The following is a 19456-nucleotide window of genomic DNA, read 5'->3' on the forward strand; positions in this document are numbered from 1 at the left end:
GATTTTCGCTAGAATGAATGTTAAAGCAATTGGTGTTTGTAAAATATTTGCAATCCATTTAACACTATACGTCAGAACTCAAACTTATGATGTAGCATTGATGCGTAGATTGCTTGGATGGTGGCCTAACCTAAGCAACTACAGCAATAAATAAATACCTATGAAATGATGTGCAAGAGAAGCGGGTTGCAACAAGATTTTACGACTGACCCTATATAAGTGCATATCAATTTATCAAACCTTAAATAAGGCTTGAATCGCATTATATGGAGTTTTGTCGTGCTTCTTCGCTGTTTCTACAATCGAATGAAGTTCAAGGAAAGCGTCTGCTCCGAAGTCTGAACGAAATGTACAGGAGTTCTTCAGTTTGATTTTTAGCTTGCGTATTCCCCTTTCGCTTCCATTATTGTCAAATGGTATCATCGGATTCTTATAACCTTTATACGAAGATTTTAGAGGAGAGAATACAGACTGATCGATACCTCTGACCCGTTACAAGTGCACAAAGCTGTGTAAAAAGATATTATTTTTTAGTTCATTTGTTTTACAAATCCATTGTTTACCACGACCTCTCCTCTCCAAACTTTGCCTCTTGTTATAGTCCCTAAAGCATCAGCGTATAGACCAAGAGCTATCAGGACATAGCACAAAAGCATCAGGGCATAGCCCTAAAGCCATCATAGCACACACCCAAAGCTGCCAGTCATTTAGCGTTAAGTCGCAGCGAAGGTTGGCGCTTTCGCAGGTAAACAGCCATACATTTACCTTTCACTGTCAAAATTAATGGTTTAATGGCCCTGAAATACACATATTATATATATCTTTGCATAAAAGATTTCATATATACCATAATGGAAATACTAAAAAAATACCTGTTAGATGTGGTGGCCGTCATAGCCTTTGCCGTGGTGGCATACGCCTATTTCATGCCAGCCACCTTAGATGGCCGCATTCTTTATCAACACGACAGCTCGGCCGGACGCGGCGCCGGAGAAGAGGTGTTGAAGTATAAAGAGAAAACGGGTGAGACTTCTAGGTGGACCAACGCTACGTTTAGCGGAATGCCAACCTATCAAACCTCGCCCTCTTATCCCAGCACCAGCGTGCTTTCTGCAGCCGCTAAGGCATATCATCTGTGGATGCCCGATTATGTTTGGTATGTATTTGCCTACCTCCTAGGTTTCTACATTCTGCTTCGTGCGTTCGATTTTAGGCAGCATTTGGCTGCTTTGGGCGCAGTGATTTGGGCTTTTTCTAGCTATTTTTTCATTATCATCGCCGCCGGACACATCTGGAAGGTGATGGCTCTTGCCTACCTGCCACCAATGATAGCAGGTATTGTGTGGGCTTATCGGGGCAAATACATGCGCGGACTAATTGTTACAGCGTTGTTTACAGCCTTCGAAATATACGCCAACCACGTGCAAATGACGTATTATTACCTCTTTGTAATCTTCTTTATGATTATTGCCTTCTTGGTGCAAGCTGTAAAGGAGAAGCAGTTGGCACGCTTTTTAAAAGCAACAGGCGCATGCGCAGCTGGCGCGGCATTGGCCGTTTGCATTAACCTTTCTACCCTTTACCACACTTGGCAGTATGGTCAAGAGTCGATGAGAGGTAAAAGCGAACTGGTAAAGAAAAACAATGCCAACCAATCTAACAGCGGATTGGAACGCGACTATATCACACAATGGAGTTATGGCATTGGCGAAACATGGACTCTCTTGGTGCCTAACACCAAGGGCGGAGCATCTGTGCCGATGTCGGCCAACCCCATTGTGCAAGAGAAAGGCAACCCCGAACTAAGCTATTTATACCAACAAATTGGCCAATACTGGGGCGAACAGCCTGGTACTTCGGGCCCAGTGTACGTTGGCGCGTTTGTGCTGATGCTCTTCATTCTGGGTCTTTTCATCGTGAAAGGCCCAATGAAGTGGGCTTTATTGGCAGCAACGGTGCTCTCTGTTACCCTATCGTGGGGTAAAAATATGATGTGGCTCACCGACCTCTTCATTGATTACATGCCACTATATGCCAAGTTCCGCACGGTGGCCTCCATCCTTGTGGTGGCCGAATTTACCATCCCGCTGCTGGCAATGTTGGCCTTAAAGAAGATAATAGACGAACCCGAAGTGCTTACACAGAAAATTAAATATGTGTATGCAAGCTTTGGGCTTACGGCAGGAATTGCCCTTTTGTTTGCGCTCATGCCCAGTGTGTTCTTCGGTTCGTTTGTATCGAGCGACGAAATACGCGCACTATCGCAGTTCCCACCACAACAACTCAACCCCATATTGGCCGATCTCACTGCGGTTAGGCAAGCTATATTCAAGGCCGACTGCTGGCGTTCGTTCTGGATTATCCTCATAGGCACAGCCTTCTTGCTGCTCTATAAGGCCAAGAAGTTAAAGGCCGAATATATGATTGGGGCACTCACACTGTTATGCCTCATCGATATGTGGCAGGTTAACAAACGCTATCTGTACGACGATATGTTTGTAGAAGCATCGGTTCGCGACCAACCTCAGCCCATGGATAGCACCGACCAGCTGATACTTCAAGACAAAGGGTTGGACTATCGTGTGCTAAACTTAGCCTCGAACACCTTTAACGAAAACGAAACATCGTATTACCACAAGAGCATCGGCGGATACCACGCAGCCAAATTGCGTCGCTATCAAGAGTTGATTGAGGCCTATATCGCCCCCGAAATGCAAGGTCTGATGCAGGCCGTGGCACAAGCTGGTGGCGACATGACGCGCGTTAAGGGCGATTCTATCTATCCTGTTATCAACATGCTTAACACCAAATACTTTATCATGCCATTGCAAAACAACCAGAAAGTGCCTTTGCTCAACCCCTATGCACTGGGCAATGCGTGGATGGTGGATAAAGTTACGTATGCCAATAACGCTAATGAAGAGCTCGACGCACTGGCAAAACTAAACCTTAGACACGAGGCTGTGGCCGACAAACGTTTTGAAAGCGTGCTCGGAACAAGCACCCAACAGGGAACTGTGGCTAAGGCCGAACTAACAAAATACGCCCCCAACCAGTTGCATTACACTGTTGAAAGCGACAAGGGCGGTGTGCTGGTGTTCTCTGAAGTGTATTATCCTGGATGGACTGCCACCGTTGACGGACAGCCTACTGAATTGGGACGCGTGAACTATCTGCTTCGCGCGCTGGCCCTGAAGCCAGGTAAACACGAAGTGGTGCTGAGCTTCTTCCCCAAGAGTCTCGACCGAACCGAAAGCGTGGCCTACTTCGCTTACGTTGCATTGCTGCTGCTTATTGTGGCAACGCTGTATTTAGATTGGAGAAGGAAAAAGAAAGAGGCGTAAAACGCTCATCATAAAACCGCCCCGAAATGTATTGCATTTCGGGGCGGTTTTGCATTGGGATAATAACAAATTGGCGCAATTGTTGACTATCATGATACAATAAAAGAGTTGCAATCCATTGGTCTGGCCAATTTACATCACCACGTATTTAACCCAAATCGGCCATTAGACCAAAATGTTTCCATAATTCATGTTTTTGTGTTGTGTCCTAACATCTTTTATTTTCTTGTCGGCATCTTGTATGTCTTTGCTACTTACGCAGCCCGCTACGCCTGCATCACAAAGAGAGACAATCTGCTAGACAATAAAGCAAAACCTGTTTAGGTTCTAATGAGCGATTGGGGTTTAACTGCTAACCACAGCTTCGCGTTTCCATTTCATATACCCTGCCACGGCGATAACCACATACAGGCCATACAATAGGGCCTTAAAGGGAATACCTTTATATATATATAGGCCGGTGCAAACCACGTCTACGGCAATCCAAAACAGCCATTGCTCAACGTATTTTCGCGCCAAAGCCCAAAGGCCAACAAAGCTTAGGGCATTGGTAAAGGCATCTAGCGCGGGCACATTGCTGTCGGTAAAGGTTATCAGCACATAATAGGTGGCACCCCAAGCCACAACAAAGAACACCACGGTAGGCACAAACAACCGGTGCGGCATGTGCGTAATGGGCATCTGTTGGCCTGCCGTCTGTCCGCGTTTGCGCCCAAACTTCCATACGGCGTAACCATAAATGGCGGCCAACGTGTAGTAAACGGCCATGCCCGCATCGCCATATAGTCCGTGTTGCCAATAAAGCCACACGTCAAGAGCGGGCATTACGATACCCACTACCCATAAAGCGATGCTCGCACGATATTCTAACCAAATGTAAAGTAGACCTAATATGGTGGTGAAGATGTCGAGCCAATGAAGGGAAAGGAAAGAAAGCATACGCGAAAGTTTATAAAACGGCCTCACCCCCAGCCCCTCTCCAAGGGGAGAGGGGAGTGATTTGCCTTGTTGTTATTATATTGGCACACACCCACTTTGTTATAATATCGAAGATGAATGCCTTGTTAATTAGCCCCTCGACCCCAACTCCCCATAAAGAGAAGCTGGGGTTTAAGGGCCTTTTGGATAATTTGCTCGTTCGAAGTAGTTGAGGACAGTTGCCCATTAAAGCGGTAAAGCATTGCTTAGCATTATGGCAACGATGAGTATATAAGGATGTTCACCAATGTGCAACTAAGCGCTTAGCTTAACTCCATAACTTCTAAAAGTGAAAGAGTGAAAAGGTGAAAAGGTGAAAAGGTGAAGAAATGGCTAACACCACCTATACATCTGGCTTAACTCCATAACTCCTTAACTCCTCAACTTAACTCCTTAACTCCTCAAAGCAACTACTCTACTAGAAAGTAACCGCCAACCTAGCCATAAAGTGGAAGGGAGCAGAGGGAGCGAAGCCAGCTGCATCGCTGTCGCGTGTGCCCCAAGTGTTCTGTGCCACAAGCTTAGAACCATCCAAACGATATTGGGGAGCAGCCCAACCGTTGTTGTCGTACTTAGACGAGAACAGGTTATAGAGCGTTAGGCCGATGGTGGCTTCTTTTAAAGCCAAGGCTTTGAGCGAGAACGTGTACGACAAGTCGATATCGGTGGTGAAGTATTGTTTGAGCGAAATAAGGTCGTTCACCATGTTGCCGCCTTCATCTTTGGTCTGCATCGTCTTAAAGCCCGTATTGGTTAGGTTCTGTTCGCCCACAAAATGGCTCATCACCATACCGCGGAAGCCTGCCTTATCGAACGTAAACACGTTGTTGAATATCGTGTTAGGCGAGAAAGCTAACTGACTTTCGCCAGCTATCGTGTACACCGTGCCATCGGTAAGCGCTACGGTTACGTCCTTCACCCTGTTCTTAGAGAAGGTGGCGTTGGCATCCCAACGGAACCAATCAACAGGCATCCACGCTGCCGAAAGCTCAACACCCATGCGATAACTCTTATCGAAATTGCGTGTAATGGGTTTATCCAGTTTCATTTCGCCCGTAGGAACGAGCTGGTCTTTATAGTTCATGTGGTAGAGATTAAGCCCAGCCGTGAAGTTCTTCGCGGTAAATTCGTAGCCCACTTCAAGGTCGTTTAGGCGTTCGGCGCGTGGTTTTTCGAGTTGTGCATCCATGTTATGTTCGTAGTTATCGCGCACAGGTTCGCGGTGGGCGATGGCATAACTGGCATACAAACGATGCAAGGGCGAGAGCTCGTAGTTAAGTCCGAACTTAGGATTAAAGAAATTGAACGTTTCGTTTACATCATAACTGAAACTGCGCTTTGCCCTTGTGGCATCTGCCGGACCCACCATGCGCACGTTTACATAGCGATATTGCAGGTCGGCAAAGGCGCTAAGACCTTTCACAAATTCGTAAGTAGCTTTGAGATATGCGTTATAATCCGTTTTCTTCGTATTGTTGTTGTAGTACTCGTGGTTAGGCATAAAGTCGTCTACAGGCTTTTTCACCCACGTAACACGCCCAAAATGGTCGTTGCTATACTTGTTCCAGCCTTCGCCCAGCGTAGCCGAGAAGTTGCGTTTATTGTCATAATTGAGCGAAGCAACAGCACCATAGAAGTAGCTATCCAGCCATTTTTCTCGCACAAGCGAACTTTTTGCCTTGGTGGCGGCTGCATCTAGGCCATAGAGTGCCAACTTTTGATTTTTTTTATACTGTTCGTAATAACCGTCGCCCTTGGTGTAATGCAAGGCAAGGTTCAAGTTCCAATCAGCGCCAAGCAATTGATTCCACAACAATTGATAATGCTGTTGGTGATAATTGTCGTTTTGATTTTTATAGAATTGTGGGTTACCAGCAGCGTCTTTCTCCATTTTTCCGCTTGGGTTATAGGTGCGTCCGTGTTGTTCTTGGTCGTATTTCGACGCAAAATCCCATGCATGGTAAGTCTGTTCCACACCGTTAAAGGTGATGAATTTAACCACCGTGTTCTCGCCAAAATATCCGGCTTGCAGGAAATAAGAATTGAGTTTAGCCGAAGCGCGGTCGACATATCCTTTCGAACCGATGTTAGACAGTCGGCCTTGGATGCCCCAATGTCCGCCCATCAGTCCTGTACTAAAACGCACGGTCTGCTTATGCGAGTAGTAAGAGCCGCCCGAAAGGTCGAATGCGGCCCAGGGTTGCAGTCCAATATTCTCGGTTTGCATGTTCACCGTTGCGCCAAATGCGCCCGCACCATTGGTAGAAGTGCCCACACCGCGTTGCACCTGAATGCTTCCAAGGCTAGAAGCGAAGTCGCCCATGTTTACCCAATAGAGTTGGCTACTTTCGGCATCGTTCAGAGGAATGCCGTTGGCGGTAACGTTAATACGGCTAGCATCGGTGCCACGAATGCGCAATCCGGTGTATCCCATGCCGTTTCCGGCATCGCTAGTGGTAACCACAGAGGGCATAGTTGTGAGCAAGAAAGGGATGTCGCGCCCAGTATTAAGACGCTTAATTTGCTCTTGTGTAATGTTGGTAAAGGCCATTGGCGTTTTCTTAGATGCACGCGTGGCCACCACCTGCACATCTTGCAATTGGTAACTGCGAAGCGTATCGAGCACTTCATGTTTGGGATTGGCTGCATTAGCCATTGCAACACCTGTGAGTGCTGCAATCAAGGTCATTGTTTTTTTCATTTTCCTTTTGAATGAAACACGCAAAAGGGGTATATCTCCTTCTTGTAATTCCTACGCCAGCATTATCTGGTTCAGGTCAGAGGGTTTCATCTCAGCCCGAAATATCGAGCACCCCTTAACTCACACTTTGTAAGTCGGCTGCAAAAGTAATGCTTTTTAAGCGAAAAAAGGTTGAAAATGGAGAAAAAGAGCATATTCTTTCACTCTAAAAAACACAGCCATCAGGAGTTTACAATGCGCAAAACGCAACGCAACACCTACAAATAACGATGTGCAGCACTTCATTGTAGCACTCAAAAACAGAAGGTAGCACCTCTCACCCATATAGATTTAACGCGGGGTAATATAATTAAGTTTTCTTAATTTGTCATATTGAACGAAAATTGTTAACTTTGCAGCTAAACGTCTTAGGCAATAAAATTTAGGCGTTAAGCAGTAGTGGCAACCCCACACTTCTATCAACACTCAACGCAAGGCTTATGTTAAGATATTTGTTTTTCATGATGTTAGCGGCGTTCGGCCCATTCTCGCCCACCGCTTGGGCACAAGGCATAATGGGCAAACTCACCAACAATGCAGGCCAACCAGTGGCCTTTGCCAACGTATTGTTGTTGTCGCAGGCCGACTCTTCATTCCTCGCAGGAGCAACAAGCGATGCCAGTGGCGTGTTCGTTATCGCAAGCGATGTAACGAAAGCACTGCTCAAAGTGTCGTGCATCGGGTATATCACGCACCTTCAACAATGCGACACCACCAACATGGGCACCATCGTACTTGCCGAAGACAGCAAGATGCTGGGCGAAGTGGTGGTGAAAGGCAATGCCAGCATTTACCAAATGAACGCCGAAGGACTTGTTGCCACGGTGCAAGGCAGTGCTTTGGCCAAACTAGGAACACTGGCCGACGTGCTCAATCAGCTGCCTTTTCTCAACGTGCAGGCCGATGCCGTGCAGGTGTTAGGCAGAGGCGCGCCACTGATTTACGTGAACGGCCGACGCCTTTCGCACCAAAAAGAACTGGCCGAGATAAAGGCAAGCCAAGTGAAACAGGTGCAAGTGATACTGAACCCAGGCAGCAAATACCCCTCGAACGTAACTTCGGTGGTGCGCATCACCACCATACGCACGCAGGGCAACGGTCTTTCGGGCATGGTGCAAGCATCGGCACGTGTAAACAAGAGCTTTTCTCACGACGAATATCTTTCGCTAAACTATCGTAAAGGCGGGCTCGACATCTTCGCAACGATGTATTATACGGATAGAAAATCGTGGGAAGAACAATCCAACAACTTAACCTTTACCCACAATTCTAAAAGCTACCGCACCCAAATGGACGGCAACCAAACTTGGCAAAGGCAACATGCCGTTCCCTCATTGGGCGTGAATTACGTTTCGCCAAACAACAGCTTGTACACGGGCATTCGCTATACCTACTCGCGAACGATAAAAACGCCATTCGATCAAACGGCATCTCACAGCTATTTTGAACCGGGAAAAGAATACCACACCAGCAGTCGCTACCTGCACAACAGCAGTGGGGGCATGCACAACACCGATGCCTACATACTGAAAAACTTTAAAAACAAATGGCAATTAGAAGGCGACATCACCTTTACACGCCTAAGCCTAGCTACCGATTTGAGCACAACCGAAACCGAGGGTGCCACTACCACGCGCGTAAGCAGCCACACAAACAAAAGGTCTGCTATGGTGGCCGAAAAGCTAACTCTTACAAAAGGGTCCGCCATTGGCAAGTTCACCTTTGGCGAAGAGTACACCTACACCGACAATAAGCAACACTTCGTACCACATACCGATGCCAGCATAACCCATCTACGCCCCTCGAACAACCAAGCACAGCAACATGCCGTGGCCCTTTTTGCCGAATATGGCCGAGCGTGGAAACATGTTAGTCTGAACGCGGGGATAAGATACGAGGGCGTTTCGTTCGACTATCGTCTCAATGGCACAAAGCAAACCGAGCAGAGTAAGTGGCACAACAGCCTGACGCCAACGCTTTCGCTCAACTATACACTAGGGAAATTCGGTGCCACCCTTTCGTTCCGACCCACCATTTCGCGCCCCTCTTACCAGCAAATGCGCGGTAGCATGGCCTACAACAACCGCTATCAGTACGAGGGAGGAAACCCCGCCTTGCTCTCAGATCATCAATATGACTTCGGACTTCTTCTCAGATATGCCGACCTCGTGGCAAGTGTCAACTACATACATCATTCTAATGCGGTGATGTTTTGCCACCGCCTTTTAGACGATGTGCCCGTTTCGATAAGTTCATTCGCCAATGCCGCCTACCAATCCACAAAGTTTATGCTTGCCTACACCCCTACTTTCGGCATTTGGAAACCCACGTTTTCGGCCAAAGCAAACCTGCAACAGCTCACTCACAACGGCCAATCCTACAACGCGCCCTTCCTTGTTTACGCCTTTAAAAACTTGTTTTCGTTTCCGCATTCGCTATCGTTCACGCTCAACCTAGCTGGCAACAGCGCCGGTAACGACGAGTTTTTGTACTATCGTACTGACTTTACTGCATCTGCCGCACTAACCAAACAGCTGCCCTGCGGCCTGTCGTTTACCCTTGGCATGCAAGACATTTTGCACACCAAACGCGAAAGATGGACCATGAATAACAACGGCGTGGCCAGCGATAAGTGGCTATCGCCAGACAGCCGACAGGCCTATCTCACCATTCGCTACGACTTTAAGCCCGTTAAGAGCAAGTATCGCGGCACTGGCGCAGGTGCTTCTGAGAAAGGGCGACTATGAATTAGCGGCATCGTTCGCTCCAAATAAGTGTCCACACCATGCCCATCTCCCACCCCATCTGCGACAAAACGGAAGATTTAACGCACCTGCAAGGGCATTTGCCAATAATTATGAGTAACTTTGCAGTCGATTTCATTTAAGTAAAAACAATGCAAGACATTAGAAATATAGCCATCATCGCCCACGTGGACCATGGAAAAACCACGCTGGTAGACAAGATGATGCTTGCTGGAAAACTCTTTCGCGAAGGGCAGGATAATAGCGGACAGGTGCTGGACGCTAACGATTTGGAACGCGAAAGGGGCATTACCATCCTTTCGAAGAACGTATCGATTACGTGGAAAGGCGTAAAAATTAACATCATTGACACCCCGGGACACTCAGACTTCGGTGGAGAAGTGGAGCGTGTTCTCAACATGGCCGATGGCTGCATATTGCTCGTCGATGCCTTTGAAGGCCCTATGCCGCAGACGCGTTTCGTGTTGCAGAAGGCCTTACAGCTGGGATTGAAACCCATCGTTGTGGTTAACAAGGTGGACAAGCCCAACTGCCGACCCGAGGAGGTGTACGAAATGGTGTTCGACTTGATGTTCTCACTCAACGCAACCGAAGACCAACTAGACTTCCCCGTGGTGTATGGCTCGGCTAAAAACGGATGGATGGCTGCCGATTGGAAGACTCCAAGCGACAATATCGACTATTTGCTCGACGAGATTGTTGAGAAAATACCTGCCCCAAGACAAATTGAGGGCACGCCCCAGATGCTCATCACCTCGCTAGATTATAGCAGCTACACGGGCCGCATCGCCGTGGGGCGCGTGCATCGTGGCACATTCACCGATGGGATGAACGTAACTGTGGTGCATCGCAATGGCGAAAAAGAACGCACACGCATCAAGGAACTACACACTTTCGTGGGAATGGGACACGTTAAGACCGACCACGTGGACAGCGGAGACATTTGTGCCGTTATCGGACTCGAAAAATTTGAGATTGGTGACACCATTTGCGACTTTGAGAATCCCGAACCACTGCCGCCAATCGCCATCGACGAGCCCACGATGAGCATGCTTTTCACCATCAACGACAGTCCGTTCTTCGGAAAGGAAGGCAAATTCGTTACCTCGCGCCACATCAACGACCGACTAGAAAAGGAGTTGGAGAAGAACCTCGCCTTGCGCGTGCGTCCCTTTGAAGACTATACCGACCGCTGGATTGTTAGCGGTCGCGGTGTGCTTCACCTCTCGGTGCTCATCGAAACCATGCGTCGCGAGGGCTACGAGCTACAAGTGGGGCAGCCACAGGTTATCTATAAGGAGATAGACGGACAGCGTTGCGAACCCATTGAAGAACTAACCATCAACGTTCCCGAAGAGTCGGCCAGCAAAATGATTGACATGGTGACACGCAGAAAGGGAGAAATGACTTCGATGGAAACACAAGGCGAACGCGTGAACATCGAGTTCGATGTGCCTTCGCGTGGTATCATCGGCCTTCGCACCAACGTTCTCACCGCCAGTCAGGGCGAAGCCATCATGGCCCACCGCTTTAAAGAGTACCAGCCCTTTAAGGGTGAGATTACAAGGCGCACCAACGGCTCAATGATTGCCATGGAAACGGGTACAGCTTTCGCCTACTCGATCGACAAATTGCAAGACCGCGGCAAGTTCTTTATCGATCCAGGAGAAGAAGTTTACTACGGACAGATTGTGGGCGAGCATGTTCACGACAACGATTTGGTTATCAACGTAACCAAATCTAAGCAGCTTACCAACGTGCGCGCCAGCGGTAGCGACGACAAAGCACGTGTTATCCCAAAGGTTATCATGTCGTTGGAAGAGGCATTGGAGTACATCAAGGGCGACGAATTTGTGGAGGTTACGCCTAAAAACATGCGCATCCGTAAGATGACACTCGACCATAACGAACGTAAACGTCTGAATAAGGAATAAGGCTTGACACAAATGGGCCAAACAATAAACAAATGTAGGGATGCACAGCAACGTGCATCCCTACATTTATTTTATGCTGTAGCGTACACTAAAACACAGTTGTGCTTATGCAGAAATACAAAGTTTAACAATTTCAGGATTAGCCAACACCCATTTGGTGTGCCTACAACAAACCAAACGACATGAAGGTTATACCACACCTTTATATATAACACCTATATACAATATGCCATTGGCCTTGCCTTATTAACCAAATGTATGATTGTAGAAAGCATTCACTACATAAAATATAGTACAACTATTTTATGTTATAGGCAAAATAATCCCCCTGCACAAGGCAAGGGGATTAAAAAAGCAGGTTAACGGTCTAACCAATCAAAGCTTTTACAATATCGTCTGCAATCTGTTGGTTTTGTAAACGGCTATCGGTGAGCAGCTGCTCCACATCATACCTATCGTAAAGAGCCTTCTCAACGCCTCTACACATCACGCGCATCTCAGTTGTTCCATAATATCTGGCTATGCGTTCGCCAAATCCTCCATCAAGCGAACCATCCTCTAAGGTTACCACCAACGAATGGTCGGCCATCAGTTCGTTAAGCATTTGCGTGTCAACCCCCGACACAAAGCGCGGGTTAATAACAGAAGGTTTGATACCCTTTTGCGCCAAGAGAGTGGCCACCTCTTCGGCTTTTTTCAAGAAATTGCCAACTCCGATAATGGCAACATCTGCACCAGGACGCACCATTTTAAAGGTATTGAGCTGCGAATAATCGTCGTCACAAGGTTCAGAAGCATGTTGCACAGGGCCACCAGGCACACGAATAGCCACTGGCCATTGCTCTTGACGAATGGCCCAGCGTTCCATAGCCACCAGTTCTTCGAAGTTGGTGGGTGCTAGATACACCAAATTGGGGATATGACTGAACATGGGAATATCGAAAAAGCAAATATGCGTGAAGTCGTTCATGCCGTAAATGGTGGAGCCTAGCACATTGATAACAGCCGGATTGCCATTTACACAGAGGTCTTGCGCCAGCTGGTCGTAGGTGCGTTGCAAAAATGTAGCAAACGTACTAAACACGGGGCGAGTGCCCCCTTTAGCCATTCCCGAGGCCAAAGCCACGGCTTCTTCTTCGGCAATGCCCACATCAATGTGCCTTAGTCCCATTACCTGGCGTTCGTTTGGTCCGAACCCCAAGGCCATAGGCACGCCAGCCGAGATAGCAACAAGTTTTGGATCGGTTTTCATCTCTTCCATAATAACACGCCCCAGCATGTAAGGCGCATACTCACCGCCACCTGTGTTCAGCAGTTGGCCAGTCTCTAGGTCGAACGGAGCGCTGTAATGCCACGGTTCTTTATTAGCTGTAGCAGGCGCATAGCCATGCCCTTTCTCGGTGTGTATATGCACCACGGTGGGGCGAGGCGTGTCTTTCACCTTACGAAACATTTCAACAAGTGCCATAACATCATTGCCTTGCTCCAAATAATGATAGTCGAAACCCAGAGCTTTAAAGAAATTCTGTTCGCTTTGGCCCTGTGTTTGGCGCAATAGAGCCAGGTGTTGATACAGTCCGCCGTGGTTTTCGGCAATGCTCATTTCATTATCGTTAACCACAACAATGATGTTCGTGCCAATTGCAGCAGCGGTGTTAAGGCCCTCGAAAGCTTCACCACCGCCAAGACTTCCATCGCCAATAAAGGCCACAATGTTGTGTGTTTGTCCCAGTATGTCGCGCGCCTTTTGCAGTCCTGTGCAAAGAGCGATACTAGTAGAGGTATGCCCTATCTCGAAATTATCATACACAGGCGACTCAAGAGGTGAACTATAACCCGACACCGAGTTCATGTCGTCCAAGTTGGTAAAACCCTTTAGTCGGCCCGTGAGCACCTTATGCGGATAACTTTGGTGCGAAACATCGAAAACAATTTTGTCTTCGGGCGTATTAAAAACATAATGCATGGCCACTGTTGCTTCGGTTGCGCCGAGGTTTGGCCCCACATGTCCGCCGTGATGACTCACCCTAAAAAGCACAGCCTCTCTCACTTCATTGGCCACTTCCTGTAATTGATTTTCCTGTAATTGTCTTAATTGAGCTGGTTGGTCTATCAGTTCCAAATACATCTTTAATTCTCTTTTTGTGTGAATAGCTAACAATAAGCAGACAAAGTTACGAAAAAGAAGATGGAATGGCGCAAAATCTGCCATAATAATTGGAAATTTTATAGATAATGCGATGCTCGATAGTCAAGCTAAGACAGTTTATTAAGTGCATTGACTCTCTACGCCAACACAACAGAAGAACGACAACAACCCATAAACGCCCACCCCATCAGTAGGAAACAAGCTTGTGAATTCCTGATCACAGGTTAAGACAAGGTGCTAAGAATCATTCCACACAAGACCTAAAAGCCCATATAAATGTATATAAGCCCATCAAACGCCCCTTTAAAACGCAATATTTTAGCGATTTTTCGAAAAAAGGGCGATAAAATTTTGCTATTATCAAAATATTGTCTACCTTTGCACTCGCTTTAAAAGCAATGTTCGGGATTTAGCGCAGTTGGTAGCGCACACGTCTGGGGGGCGCGAGGTCGCTGGTTCGAGTCCAGTAATCCCGACAGAAAAGAGTGAAAGGGGTTGATTATCAACCCCTTTCTTCTTGTAGGAGGTTTTTTACTCGGCGAAAAGTCGGGGCAGTCCAATATTTTTATTTATTGCAATTCATATTGCAAACTTAGAGATTGGGGTAAAAAGAAAAGGCAAAACAAAAAAAATAAAAGGCCTCTCGCCATGAAGACAAGAGACCAGCCAGTCTGTAAGCCTCAGACATTTTGTCAAAAGGGCCAATGAGCAGCCCTAGCTTATACTGTAAAAGCACGCTTATCGAGTGCAATAAGGAGTAGTTAACCCTCACTTATGTGCAAAAGCATGGTGCAGCACATAAGACAAACGCACTTTATATCATAGAAAAACGCCTACAATCAGCGTGATGCAGAATGTTTGGCGCGAAGAGAGACGCCATGAGGCGCACACAAGGTCTACACTTCGTAGTTGGTTTGTCCGTCGTCGTCGCCGTGAAGTGCATCTTTAAAGTCTTTCCAACTTTGGAAGCCCACAAACAACGCCACTTTATCCAACAATTCAACCGAAGGTTTCTCGGCTCCAGATATCTGTGCCCACAGCTTTTTTAGCATCGTGGGTTGCAACGCCACGTGTTGTTTTGCAAACGCAAACGCCAACTTTTCAAAGTCGGTTGCCATGGTTACGCTCTGTCCGAATTTCTTTTCTACAGCCTTTACCAACGCTGTTAAATCCCGCTTCATCATCTTAATGCCATTATAAGATTGGCTAGTAATAGCCAACCCACTCGTTTTATCGTTGCAAAGGTATAAAAAAGCTTTCGAAATATGCAAGCTGCAAGAAAATAAAATACCTTTTTTTAGGTATTGCCCGACACAAACTAATGCCGTAATTTTGTAGCCGAAACAGAATGTTTTACGACTGTGTGAACGACACAGCGCGAAGACACGACGCAACAAACTGCGACAAGAACTGCCGACAATGCGCCTTGCGCCTGCATTACACTAAAAAACGCGTAACATTTCACACCTAATATTTACAAGTTCATGAAGAAAATTCTACTACAACTGTTGCTCCTCACCTGCACATTAAATATGATGGCGCAGCGCGCTAAGAGCAACGACAAGGATGGTTACCTAAACCAAACCACCCTAACCGTAACCAAAGCCGGAACACTTGAGCAGGTGTTTGCCGAGACCAACCCCGACAGCTACCAGGGTTTGCGCATTATTGGTCCGCTAAACGAAGTCGATATGCGTTTCTTGGCCAAGCTAGCCAAACCCAGTTCGCTAAGCGACTTGCACAGCATTAACCTGCAAGAAGCGCAACTAGAGCGCATCCCGGCCCACTGGTTGCATGGTCTAACCTACGTCACCCACGTATATTTCCCCACCACGCTTAAAGAAGTGGGCGCCTACGCCTTTGCTTACACCAACTCGCTGCGTAAGGCCGACTTGCCCGAAGGACTAAAAAGCGTTGGCGACTTTGCTTTTGTGGGTACTGCCATACAACGCGTAAACCTGCCCGTTACGATAGAAAAAGTTGGCGAAGGCGCGTTTGCACTGCTCAAAAACCTAACCGAAGTGAGCGTTCCTGCCACCAATAAGCATTTCGACCTTGTAGACAGTCTGCTTATTCGAAATGCCGACAACACCCTGCTGCAATGCTTTAAAAAGGGTAAGGGCAAGGTGGAAGTGCCTGGAGTGATAGAACGTATTGGACATTTGGCTTTTGGAGGAGCCAAACACATCAGCACCATCATCATCCCCAAAAGCGTTACCCGCATTGGCGAAGACGCTTTTGCCTCAACCTATGCGCTCGACAGCATTGCCGTGAATACAGAAAATGCACACTATACCTCGCAGGCTGGCGTGCTATTTAATAAGGAACTCACCCTGCTTATATGCCATCCCGCTTCAAAACCAGGCAATAGCTACACTGTGCCCACAACAGTTAAAGAACTGGCAACGGGTGCTTTTCAAGATTGTGGCGGAGGAAATGCTTACAAGCACATCTCCAATAAAACCCTTAAAAAGAAAGTAAAACTAAACAACGTGATACTGCCCGAAGGACTAACAAAGATAGGCAAGTGGGCATTTACATTCTCGGGCTGCCAAGTTAACATCCCCTCTACTGTAAAAGAGATTGGCGACAGCTGTTTCTTCTTCAGCGAAATAGAATCGGTAACCATACCCGAAGGCGTTAAACGCCTTGGCGATGGCATGTTCACAGCATGCTATACGTTGGAAAACATCACGCTACCCTCTACCCTTGAATATATTGGCGCCAAACTATTGGCCTACAACAGCAGCGAAATAACACTCAATGTCTATGCCACTAACCCGCCTTCGTGCCATCGAGATGCATTTGCAGAGTTCGCTGGTAGCATCAACTTGCACGTGGTGAAAGGCCAAAAGAAAGCCTATGAGAAGTCGGGCGACTGGAATGGCATGAATGTAAGCAACATCGACGACGACCTCAAAGCGGTTGTCACTGCCATTGGCAACACCTCTTCAACTCAGAAAGAAATTGTAGAAGTGGCTCGTTTCAACCTCCAGGGCGTTCGTATCAATGGCCAACAACCAGGCGTGAACATCATTAAGATGAGCGACGGCACCATAAAGAAGGTGTTAGTGAAATAAGATAAACCCACTAACACGCAGACAAGTGAACAGGTTGCATAGCCAATCTGTTCACTTGTCAACGTTTAAGGTGGCACCAGTGCAACACAAATAATCCTACAAACACACCACCATCTAACCTTAAGAACAGAAAAAGCCTATTATTTTGATGCATCATTCCTTAATTTGTAAAAGATATTACGTAACTTTGCAACAAAATAACACACATTCAAGATGGAGAAAGACGTTAATTCACTACTCATTACATACGGCAAGTACTTCCCAGAGGAGAGTTTAATGCAAGTTCGCGAGATATTTGAAAGAATGAACGACGAACAAGTCACCATGCTGGCGTGCTTGCAATTTAAAGATCCCATCACCGTGCTCATCATTTCGTTGCTCGGTGGCATTCTTGGAATAGACAGATTTTACCTTGGGCACACCGCTCTAGGCATTATTAAGCTGTTGACTTGCGGTGGTTTTTATCTCTGGGCCATCATCGACCTCTTCCTCGTTATGGATGCTGCGCGCCATGAGAACCTTAAGAAACTGATGACCCTCTTCTAAATTGACCATCAAACAAGGAACATTCATTGCCACGCTTGTGTATTTCACAGGGGTGGCTTGGCTGTTGCTGAACGTTGTTTGGCAAACAAATATAGTTATATGCCCATTACGTTCGGCAACTGGATTACCTTGTCCTGCTTGCGGAACCACACGCGCCATGCGCCATCTTCTACAAGGCGAAATGTGGAACGCATTTATTACCAATCCCAATGTATCTATCGTTGCACCCGCATCAATAGCTTTTACTTTGGCGCTAATAGGCGGATGGTGGAGCAAAAAACCACTCACCCAGCGGCTTTACGCCACAGCACAAACCACGCTTAACCGCAAACATGTGTTTGCAGCCTTTATATTGTGGGAGCTAGGCGTGTGGGTTTACCTGCTTGTGGTGCACTTTATTTAAGCGCAAAGGCCATTACCCCAAGCGTTTTATGGCCTAATCCACAACCCATTGCACACTTTATAAGCTAATTACCATTATTTTTTACTATCTTTGCAAGGCAATTAAACCACATTATAAAGATGAAAGAACTTGCCTTGAAGTATGGTTGCAATCCCAACCAAAAGCCTTCGCGCATCTATGTTACCGAAGGCGAACTTCCCATCAAAGTGCTAAGCGGACGCCCTGGCTACATCAATTTTCTTGATGCACTTAACAGTTGGCAGCTAGTTAAGGAACTTAAAGCCGCCATAGGCCTGCCTGCCGCAGCCAGTTTCAAACATGTGTCGCCAGCAGGAGCAGCCGTTGGCCTACCACTTAGCGACACGCTGAAGCACATTTACTTTGTTGACGAGGCCAAGACGCCGCTCTCGCCCATTGCATGTGCATACGCAAGAGCTCGTGGAGCAGACAGAATGAGCAGCTATGGCGACTTTATCGCACTGAGCGACACCTGCGACGAGGCTACGGCTTTGCTCATTAAGCCCGAGGTTTCGGATGGTGTTATAGCACCAAGCTATACACCCGAAGCCCTCGCCATACTGAAGGAGAAGCGAAAAGGAACATATAACGTACTGCAAATCAACCCTGCTTACACGCCCGAACCACTCGAGCACAAGCAAGTTTTTGGCATCACATTCGAACAAGGACGCAACGAAATCAAATTAGACGACCCCAAATTGTTTGAAAATATCCCCACACAAAACAAACATTTCACACCCGAAGCACTACGCGACCTTATCATCGCCCTCATCACCCTTAAATATACACAGAGCAATTCGGTGTGCTATGTGAAAGACGGACAAGCTATTGGCATCGGTGCTGGTCAGCAAAGTCGCATTCACTGCACACGTTTGGCTGGTAACAAGGCCGATATTTGGTGGCTAAGACAGCACCCCAAAGTGATGAATTTGCCCTTTGTAGACAATATCCGAAGGGCCGATCGCGACAACACTATCGACCTCTACATCGGCGAAGAATGCGAAGATGTATTGGCAGAGGGTGTATGGCAGCAGTTTTTCAAAACCAAACCCGAACCTCTTACCCTTGAAGAAAAACGCCAATGGATTGCTCAAAACCATGGCGTTTGCCTAGGTAGCGATGCCTTTTTCCCCTTTGGCGACAACATCGAACGCGCACATAAAAGCGGTGTTGACTTTATCGCGCAGGCCGGTGGATCGGTTCGCGACGACCATGTTATCGACACTTGCAACAAATACAACATCGCCATGGCCTTCACAGGCGTGAGATTGTTCCACCATTAATCCCTAAACATATTGCACATGGATATAGACGAGATAATTGCTGGTGGCGGAATGACCTTCCGCAAAGGCTCTTCGGGAGGCGAAAAAAAAGACGATAAGGTTAAAACCAAAGCCAAAAAGAAAAAATATATCACTGGAGCGCACGGCAGCGGTGCGGCTAAACAAAAGGCCAAATACCGCGAGCAACGCGCCAACAGACATAAAAAGCGATAGGCA

At 47.1% G+C, this 19456-nt stretch carries 12 protein-coding genes, 1 tRNA gene, 1 pseudogene and 1 riboswitch; of the genes and pseudogenes, 9 read left to right on the forward strand and 5 right to left on the reverse strand.

What is annotated here, in order from left to right; all coding sequences use genetic code 11:
• Positions 1-234: 234 nt before the first annotated feature.
• Positions 235-429, reverse strand: a pseudogene (locus tag QME03_RS08405) (IS66 family transposase); the annotation flags it as partial.
• Positions 430-851: 422 nt separating this feature from the next.
• Between QME03_RS08405 and QME03_RS08410 the strand changes: the two are divergent.
• Positions 852-3344, forward strand: coding sequence for a YfhO family protein (locus QME03_RS08410; protein ID WP_281724075.1), 2493 nt, complete (start codon positions 852-854; stop codon positions 3342-3344).
• A gap of 345 nt (positions 3345-3689) precedes the next feature.
• Here the strand turns inward: QME03_RS08410 and pnuC are convergent, their stop codons facing one another.
• Both pnuC and QME03_RS08420 read right to left on the reverse strand, forming a co-directional pair.
• Positions 3690-4283 (reverse strand): nicotinamide riboside transporter PnuC, encoded by a 594-nt coding sequence (pnuC, locus tag QME03_RS08415; protein ID WP_281724076.1) that lies wholly within the window; start codon positions 4281-4283, stop codon positions 3690-3692.
• Between the two features lie 457 nt (positions 4284-4740).
• Positions 4741-7023, reverse strand: a complete 2283-nt coding sequence (locus QME03_RS08420; RefSeq protein ID WP_281724077.1) for a TonB-dependent receptor — start codon at positions 7021-7023, stop codon at positions 4741-4743.
• A gap of 31 nt (positions 7024-7054) precedes the next feature.
• A riboswitch (TPP riboswitch) is annotated at positions 7055-7149 on the reverse strand.
• A 353-nt stretch (positions 7150-7502) separates the two neighbouring features.
• On the opposite strand from QME03_RS08420, the gene QME03_RS08425 reads away from it, so the two are divergent.
• The gene (locus QME03_RS08425; RefSeq protein ID WP_281724078.1) at positions 7503-9809 is read left to right on the forward strand and encodes a TonB-dependent receptor domain-containing protein; all 2307 of its coding nucleotides are present in this window, start codon (positions 7503-7505) and stop codon (positions 9807-9809) included.
• 149 nt (positions 9810-9958) lie between these two features.
• A complete protein-coding gene (gene typA, locus QME03_RS08430; protein ID WP_281724079.1) occupies positions 9959-11761 on the forward strand; it encodes a translational GTPase TypA in 1803 nt (600 codons plus the stop codon).
• A gap of 367 nt (positions 11762-12128) precedes the next feature.
• Here the strand turns inward: typA and QME03_RS08435 are convergent, their stop codons facing one another.
• On the reverse strand, positions 12129-13889 hold the full coding sequence (locus QME03_RS08435) for a 1-deoxy-D-xylulose-5-phosphate synthase (protein ID WP_281724080.1): 1761 nt from the start codon (positions 13887-13889) through the stop codon (positions 12129-12131).
• A 424-nt stretch (positions 13890-14313) separates the two neighbouring features.
• Between QME03_RS08435 and QME03_RS08440 the strand changes: the two genes are divergently transcribed.
• Positions 14314-14386: transfer RNA gene (locus QME03_RS08440), tRNA-Pro, on the forward strand.
• A 420-nt stretch (positions 14387-14806) separates the two neighbouring features.
• On the opposite strand, the gene QME03_RS08445 is transcribed toward QME03_RS08440, so the two are convergent.
• Positions 14807-15094 (reverse strand): hypothetical protein, encoded by a 288-nt coding sequence (locus QME03_RS08445; RefSeq protein WP_211310073.1) that lies wholly within the window; start codon positions 15092-15094, stop codon positions 14807-14809.
• A 300-nt stretch (positions 15095-15394) separates the two neighbouring features.
• Between QME03_RS08445 and QME03_RS08450 the strand changes: the two genes are divergently transcribed.
• The 5 genes from QME03_RS08450 (at position 15395) to QME03_RS08470 (ending at position 19453) form a co-directional block, all read left to right on the forward strand.
• On the forward strand, positions 15395-16990 hold the full coding sequence (locus QME03_RS08450; protein ID WP_281724081.1) for a leucine-rich repeat domain-containing protein: 1596 nt from the start codon (positions 15395-15397) through the stop codon (positions 16988-16990).
• 213 nt (positions 16991-17203) lie between these two features.
• Complete coding sequence (locus QME03_RS08455; protein WP_025816188.1) at positions 17204-17536, forward strand: TM2 domain-containing protein; 333 nt, start codon at positions 17204-17206, stop codon at positions 17534-17536.
• A gap of 1 nt (position 17537) precedes the next feature.
• Positions 17538-17939: a DUF2752 domain-containing protein gene (locus QME03_RS08460; RefSeq protein ID WP_281724082.1), complete on the forward strand. Its 402-nt coding sequence runs from the start codon at positions 17538-17540 to the stop codon at positions 17937-17939.
• Between the two features lie 119 nt (positions 17940-18058).
• Positions 18059-19240: a phosphoribosylaminoimidazolecarboxamide formyltransferase gene (locus tag QME03_RS08465; RefSeq protein ID WP_273146357.1), complete on the forward strand. Its 1182-nt coding sequence runs from the start codon at positions 18059-18061 to the stop codon at positions 19238-19240.
• An 18-nt stretch (positions 19241-19258) separates the two neighbouring features.
• Complete coding sequence (locus QME03_RS08470; RefSeq protein WP_025816192.1) at positions 19259-19453, forward strand: hypothetical protein; 195 nt, start codon at positions 19259-19261, stop codon at positions 19451-19453.
• The last annotated feature ends 3 nt before the right edge of the window (positions 19454-19456 follow it).

Source organism: Hoylesella shahii (assembly GCF_937990675.1).
Taxonomy (GTDB): Bacteria; Bacteroidota; Bacteroidia; order Bacteroidales; family Bacteroidaceae; genus Prevotella; species Prevotella shahii.

Bases quoted from the DNA above. Each gene is read 5' to 3' on its own strand.
- QME03_RS08410 (WP_281724075.1), top strand. From the start codon at position 852: ATGGAAATACTAAAAAAATACCTGTTAGATGTGGTGGCCGTCATAGCC.
- pnuC (WP_281724076.1), bottom strand. From the start codon at position 4,283: ATGCTTTCTTTCCTTTCCCTTCATTGGCTCGACATCTTCACCACCATA.
- QME03_RS08420 (WP_281724077.1), bottom strand. From the start codon at position 7,023: ATGAAAAAAACAATGACCTTGATTGCAGCACTCACAGGTGTTGCAATG.
- QME03_RS08425 (WP_281724078.1), top strand. From the start codon at position 7,503: ATGTTAAGATATTTGTTTTTCATGATGTTAGCGGCGTTCGGCCCATTC.
- typA (WP_281724079.1), top strand. From the start codon at position 9,959: ATGCAAGACATTAGAAATATAGCCATCATCGCCCACGTGGACCATGGA.
- QME03_RS08435 (WP_281724080.1), bottom strand. From the start codon at position 13,889: ATGTATTTGGAACTGATAGACCAACCAGCTCAATTAAGACAATTACAG.
- QME03_RS08445 (WP_211310073.1), bottom strand. From the start codon at position 15,094: ATGATGAAGCGGGATTTAACAGCGTTGGTAAAGGCTGTAGAAAAGAAA.
- QME03_RS08450 (WP_281724081.1), top strand. From the start codon at position 15,395: ATGAAGAAAATTCTACTACAACTGTTGCTCCTCACCTGCACATTAAAT.
- QME03_RS08455 (WP_025816188.1), top strand. From the start codon at position 17,204: ATGGAGAAAGACGTTAATTCACTACTCATTACATACGGCAAGTACTTC.
- QME03_RS08465 (WP_273146357.1), top strand. From the start codon at position 18,059: ATGAAAGAACTTGCCTTGAAGTATGGTTGCAATCCCAACCAAAAGCCT.
- QME03_RS08470 (WP_025816192.1), top strand. From the start codon at position 19,259: ATGGATATAGACGAGATAATTGCTGGTGGCGGAATGACCTTCCGCAAA.